This window comes from Daejeonella sp., from assembly GCF_046590655.1.
Lineage (GTDB): Bacteria > Bacteroidota > Bacteroidia > Sphingobacteriales > Sphingobacteriaceae > Daejeonella.
In genome coordinates this window covers 1-5,391 of the sequence record NZ_JBKJUM010000099.1, presented here as the reverse complement: position 1 = coordinate 5,391, position 5,391 = coordinate 1, and the positions used below count along the sequence as shown (strand labels likewise).

Sequence of the window (5,391 nt, the reverse complement as noted above, 5' to 3'; positions counted from 1 at the left end):
TTTATGAATACGTTAAGAAGGCGTGCTGCATTGCCTGGAAAGGAATCGGCGATGGAAATTACCGCTGCTCAACTGAATATGGATTTTATTTTAGATGAACGGGGACGGGAGTTATTAGGTGAGATGGATCGCTGGTTTGACCTGGTTAGAACGGGAACATTAATTGACCGTGTGAAGAAACACAATCCGGATGCTGCTCCAAATATTCAACCATTCCACGTCCTCAGACCCATTCCAAGTGATCAGATTGACAGAACTGAGGGAGGTGCTGCAAAATTTCCTCAAAATGCGGGATATTAATTATGAATATGAAATTAGAATCATCCAGGAGAAAATTTTTATCACAGTTAGGCCTGGCAGCCATCTCGATGCCGCTTTTTTCGTGCAGTGCAGTTAATGCCTTAACCGCTGCAAGAATTCCCGGATTGAAAGTAGGCTACTCGGCAATAACCTGGGGTGGAAACGATGTGTTAGCGATGAAAGAAATTTCCGAGTTAGGGTTTAAAGGAATCCAGCTACGGTCGAACATCCTGAAGGAATATGGCAAAAAGCCTTTAGTAGTCAAGGAACTTTTAGATTCACATAATCTCGAATTTCCTATGTTTTCAAGCGGAAACGCAAATATTAATACAGGAAATGACGAAGCAATAATTCAGATGCACCTCGAAAATGCAAAATTTGTGAAGGCAGTAGGAGGTAAGTTTATTCAGGTTACTAACTCATCACGTCCAAAGGACGGTATTCCAAGTCAGGCTGATTTGAAAAAATATGCCGGTTTGCTGAATGAAATAGGGAAGAGAACGAAGGATATCGGGATACAAACGACTTACCATAATCACATGCACCAATTAGGAGAAACTCCCCAGGAAGTGGACGTTATACTGGAAAATTGTGATGACGATAACGTTAAGTTCCTGCTTGATATTGCTCATTATTATCAGGGAGGTGGGGATCCGGCAAAGGCAATACGGCAGTACCAGAACCGTTTAAAAGCTTTACATCTTAAAGATGTGAGGCCGAAGGGAGGAACTGATCCTAAAGGCTACACATTTGTAGAACTCGGCCAGGGAAAAGTAGATCTTCCATCAGTATTCAACGCCTTGGATGAAATCAAGTTTAAAGGCTGGGGTATTGTAGAATTAGATTCGGTCCCGGATAAAGAAAAGTCGCCCCGGCAGTGCGCTGAGATAACCCGGGACTTTCTAAAAAAGGCCGGTATAATTAATAGTTAATTTAAATCGTTCCTTTATCATACCTTAAATATCTGTTTATAAAATAGAAACATGTTTAATAATAAATTTAAAATACTGAGTGTGATCATCTTGGTCCTTGTAACAGGTATAGGTTGTCAGCCGAAAATGGCTTCAATTTCTGCTAATCCAAATCAGCCAATGAATACACTAAGTTCGACGGAAAAAGGAAACGGTTGGATTCTCCTGTTCGACGGTAAGAATACTACGGGCTGGCGGGGGGCTTACAGGGATGAATTCCCAGCTCAGGGATGGAAAATTGAAGGAGGTGAATTAATTGTAGTTAAGTCGGATGGTCGGGAAGCTCGCAACGGAGGGGATATCATTACGAAGGAAAAGTATGATAATTATGAGTTAACTCTTGAAGCCAAATTAACACCCGGAGCAAACAGTGGCATAAAATATTTCGTGACTGAAAGATTGCCGAAGAGCCCCGGGTCAGCAATTGGATTGGAATTTCAGATTCTGGATGATGATTTGCATCCAGATGCCAAAATGGGTAAGAACGGTAATCGCACCATCGGTTCTCTTTATGATCTGATACCGGCCCGCTCTAAAAATAGCCGGTCTATTGGAGAATGGAATCAGGTTCGCATTATCTCAAAGAGTAATAAAGTTGAACATTGGCTGAATGGAATTAAAGTTGTAGAGTTTGAACGCGGAAGTCCTGCCTTCAGAGCCTTAGTAGCAGAGAGTAAATATAAAAATTTTGAAGGTTTTGGTGAGGCACCTGAAGGGCATTTGCTGCTACAAGACCATGGTGATGAAGTTCATTATCGCAACATCAAGCTTCGCAAACTATAAAATTTCTGGACGATATACTTAGTAAAACACCAATTGTAGAGAAAGCCCAGGGTGAGAAACCTATATTTAGCATAGACATGAATGCTCTGGGATCCAAAAATAGTCTTCGTTTATTAAATTGAAGATTATCAATGCATAGCAGGTAATTAAAAGCTAATCTGAATGCCGTCGCAACAACATTAAAATAAATTTATATTGACATGGAAAACAAATTAGAAAATACACGGCGTGATTTCATCAAAAAGGCTTCAATAGGCGTGGGAGCATTAAGTTTGGGTGCTATGGGATTTAGCGCCAAAAGTTACGCCAGGATAATCGGGGCTAACGAGCGTGTGCAGGTAGGAATTGTAGGATTCTCGAGTCGGTTTAAAAGCTCTCTTCTTCCTTCATTTATGAATCATGCAAAAGAATTAAACTTTGAGTTTGTCGGTGTTTCAGATATCTGGAACCGTCGTCGTGATGAGGCTGAAGCATTTGTGAAGGAAAAGACCGGCCAAAGCATCCGAAAGTTTCGAAATAATGATGAGCTGTATGCTTCTAAAGATCTGGATGCAGTTATTATCAGTACAGCGGATTTTCAACATGCTCTGATGGGTGTTGAAGCTGTACGTAATGGAAAGGACGCCTATGTCGAAAAGCCCATGGCTGAAACATTGGATGATGCTAAGGCAATTTTGAAAGCTGTAAATGAAACCGGTAAGATTGTACAGATTGGTTCTCAGCGTCGTAGCGCACCGAATTATATAGCTGCCAACGAATATATCCGTTCAGGTAAGTTCGGCGATATTACGATGGTTGAAATGTGCTGGAACGTAAATCAGCCGGGACGCTGGCGGGTACCCTTGGTTAAAGAAATTCGCCAGGAAGATACTGATTGGAACCGTTTCTTAATGAATCGTCCGAAAGTAGCATGGGATCCACGTAAATATTTGGAGTTCCGCTTGTTTTGGCCTTATTCATCAGGTATTCCTGGTCAGTGGATGTCACATCAAATTGATACCGTACATTGGTTTACTGGCTTAGATCATCCCCGGAGTGTATCCGCCAATGGTGGTATTTATATGTGGAAGGACGGCCGTACCAATGCAGATACTATGACCGCAGTATTCGATTATGGACCTCAAAAAGATATGAGTAAAGGTTTTCAGGTCGTGTTTTCGTCGCGTTTCCACAATTCGGCGGGTGAGACAAAGGAACTTTACTATTCAAATGGGGGTATGATTAATTTGGATACAAATAAAATTACAGCCGAGGGAGGATTAAATGCGAGGATGGCAGCTGAAATGAATATGAAACCCAATTTGCTGGAGCCTGCTACTTTGGCTAATCCCGCAAAAATGGAAACTGGGGCAAATACCGGGGGCGACCAGATGACCTCTTTGCACATGCGTAACTGGATGGAATGTGTCCGCAGCAGGAAAACACCTAACGCATCTGTTCAAGCTGGATATAATCATTCAGTAGCAAATATCATGACGCGTACGGCTTTGGAAACTGGGAAGAAAGTAACTTTTAATGATGCTAAGCAGCAAGTAGTTATAGGATAATTTCAATTTTCCAAGCCTGTACACATAACCCTGCTTTTCGCAGGGTTATGCCTTTTCTTTAACATTAATATGAGGCCATGCATTTGCAGGCTTATCAAGATTCATAAGACAATTAATATGACAAGAAATTTCCTTGTATTATTCTCGCTTGCAATGTTAGCGATAATAGGCCTGACCCGCTGCAATGCCCAAATGCCCCGAGGGAGTTCAGAACGTTTTAAAATAACGGAAAATAAGCTTGGGAAACGTATCGACATTTCTATAGATGGCAAACCATTTACCTCATATATATATCCTGATGAATTGATGAAGCCAGTATTGTATCCTTTGCGGACTTCACAGGGAACTCTTATTACCCGCGGATGGCCAATGGATCCTCGTCCGGGGGAACGTGTGGATCATCCTCACCACGTTGGTCTATGGTTTAATTATGGGGATGTTAACGGCCTCGATTTCTGGAATAACTCAACTGATATCCCTGCATCCAAAAAAAATGGATTTGGTACTATTAAGCATAGTGCTGTTCGCAAAATGACTGGAGGTAATAATAATGCAGAATTGGAGGTTACCATGGACTGGCAAAAGCCTGATGGAACGAAATTGCTTACCGAAGAAACTAAATTCATTTTCAGTGAAGTAGGTGCAACACGTACAATTGAACGCATCACCACGCTCAAGGCACTAGGTGAAGACATATCTTTTAAAGATAATAAAGAGGGACTTCTGGGTATTAGATTAGCAAGGGAGCTGGAACATCCGTCAAAAAAGGCGGAAATATTTACTGATGCTACAGGTAAGGCTACTAGTGTTGCTCAACTTAATAATGAAGGGATTATGGGCAAATATCGCAGCAGTGAGGGGAAAGAGGGAGATGATGTATGGGGTACCCGTGGTAATTGGGTGAATCTTAATTCAAAGATAGGAGCAGAGCCAATATCCTTAGTGATTTTAGACCATCCTACCAATATAGGTTATCCAACTTATTGGCATGCCAGGGGTTATGGATTATTTTCGGCTAATCCATTGGGTCAGAAAGAGATGAGCGCGGGAAAGCAAGAATTAAACTTTAAATTGCCAGCAGGGAAGTCAGTTACTTTCAGATATAAAGTGCTTATTCACTCAGGAAGTAATTTATCTGATGAGCAGGTTAAGGCTGAGTCTAACCGTTTTGCAGCTCAGAAATAGGAATTTAATTATTGCAGCTCATTTAAAATTATAAATATATTTTATGAAGAAATCAATCTACTGCTTGTCATTCCTGATAATTACGATGGTAAGCATACACTCCACAGTAAAGGCTCAGGTTAAACAAAAACCTATGCTAAATCATATCGCTCTTTATGTATTCGATCTTAAAAAGAGCACCGAGTTTTACAGAGACGTTTTGCAATTGGATGTTACACCGGAGCCTTTTAAAGATGGAAAGCATACCTGGTTTAAACTGGGCGATTATAGTCAGCTTCACCTGATTGAGGGTGCCAAGCAAATTTTCCCTCATGAGAAAAGCTCCCACTTATGTTTTAGCGTGAAATCTGTAAAAGAATTTATTACTCTTCTGGATAAGCGCAAAATTGACCGAATAAATTTTAAAGGTGATAGCAGAGCACCCACAGTGCGTCCTGATGGAGTTTCTCAAATTTATTTCCAGGATCCGGATGGGTATTGGCTGGAAGTCAATGATGCTAAATTGTAAACTTCTCCTTTAATGATCCAATTGTATTAATTTGGTATTACCTTTATCACAAACAAGTTTTTAACATTATGAAATTTAGATTTATTGTAACACTGGC

At 40.8% G+C, this 5,391-nt stretch carries 6 protein-coding genes; all 6 read left to right on the top strand.

Annotation, left to right across the window (positions count from 1 at the left end; translation table 11 throughout):
• Positions 1–300 (top strand): RagB/SusD family nutrient uptake outer membrane protein (locus ACLL8Z_RS09535; RefSeq protein WP_411274548.1); only part of this gene is annotated, 300 nt, incomplete at its 5' end.
• An 8-nt stretch (positions 301–308) separates the two neighbouring features.
• Positions 309–1,232, top strand: coding sequence for a sugar phosphate isomerase/epimerase family protein (locus ACLL8Z_RS09530; RefSeq protein ID WP_411274547.1), 924 nt, complete (start codon positions 309–311; stop codon positions 1,230–1,232).
• Between the two features lie 51 nt (positions 1,233–1,283).
• Positions 1,284–2,054, top strand: coding sequence for a DUF1080 domain-containing protein (locus ACLL8Z_RS09525; protein WP_411274546.1), 771 nt, complete (start codon positions 1,284–1,286; stop codon positions 2,052–2,054).
• A gap of 200 nt (positions 2,055–2,254) precedes the next feature.
• Positions 2,255–3,601 (top strand): Gfo/Idh/MocA family protein, encoded by a 1,347-nt coding sequence (locus ACLL8Z_RS09520; protein WP_411274545.1) that lies wholly within the window; start codon positions 2,255–2,257, stop codon positions 3,599–3,601.
• Positions 3,602–3,718: 117 nt separating this feature from the next.
• Positions 3,719–4,786, top strand: coding sequence for a PmoA family protein (locus tag ACLL8Z_RS09515; protein WP_411274544.1), 1,068 nt, complete (start codon positions 3,719–3,721; stop codon positions 4,784–4,786).
• A gap of 43 nt (positions 4,787–4,829) precedes the next feature.
• Positions 4,830–5,294 carry a VOC family protein gene (locus ACLL8Z_RS09510; RefSeq protein WP_411274543.1) on the top strand — a complete coding sequence of 155 codons (465 nt, stop codon included), beginning with the start codon at positions 4,830–4,832 and terminating at the stop codon, positions 5,292–5,294.
• The last annotated feature ends 97 nt before the right edge of the window (positions 5,295–5,391 follow it).

Excerpts from the sequence above, each read along its gene's own strand:
- ACLL8Z_RS09515 (WP_411274544.1), top strand. The coding sequence starts at position 3,719 with ATGACAAGAAATTTCCTTGTATTATTCTCGCTTGCAATGTTAGCGATA.
- ACLL8Z_RS09530 (WP_411274547.1), top strand. The coding sequence starts at position 309 with ATGAAATTAGAATCATCCAGGAGAAAATTTTTATCACAGTTAGGCCTG.
- ACLL8Z_RS09510 (WP_411274543.1), top strand. The coding sequence starts at position 4,830 with ATGAAGAAATCAATCTACTGCTTGTCATTCCTGATAATTACGATGGTA.
- ACLL8Z_RS09525 (WP_411274546.1), top strand. The coding sequence starts at position 1,284 with ATGTTTAATAATAAATTTAAAATACTGAGTGTGATCATCTTGGTCCTT.
- ACLL8Z_RS09520 (WP_411274545.1), top strand. The coding sequence starts at position 2,255 with ATGGAAAACAAATTAGAAAATACACGGCGTGATTTCATCAAAAAGGCT.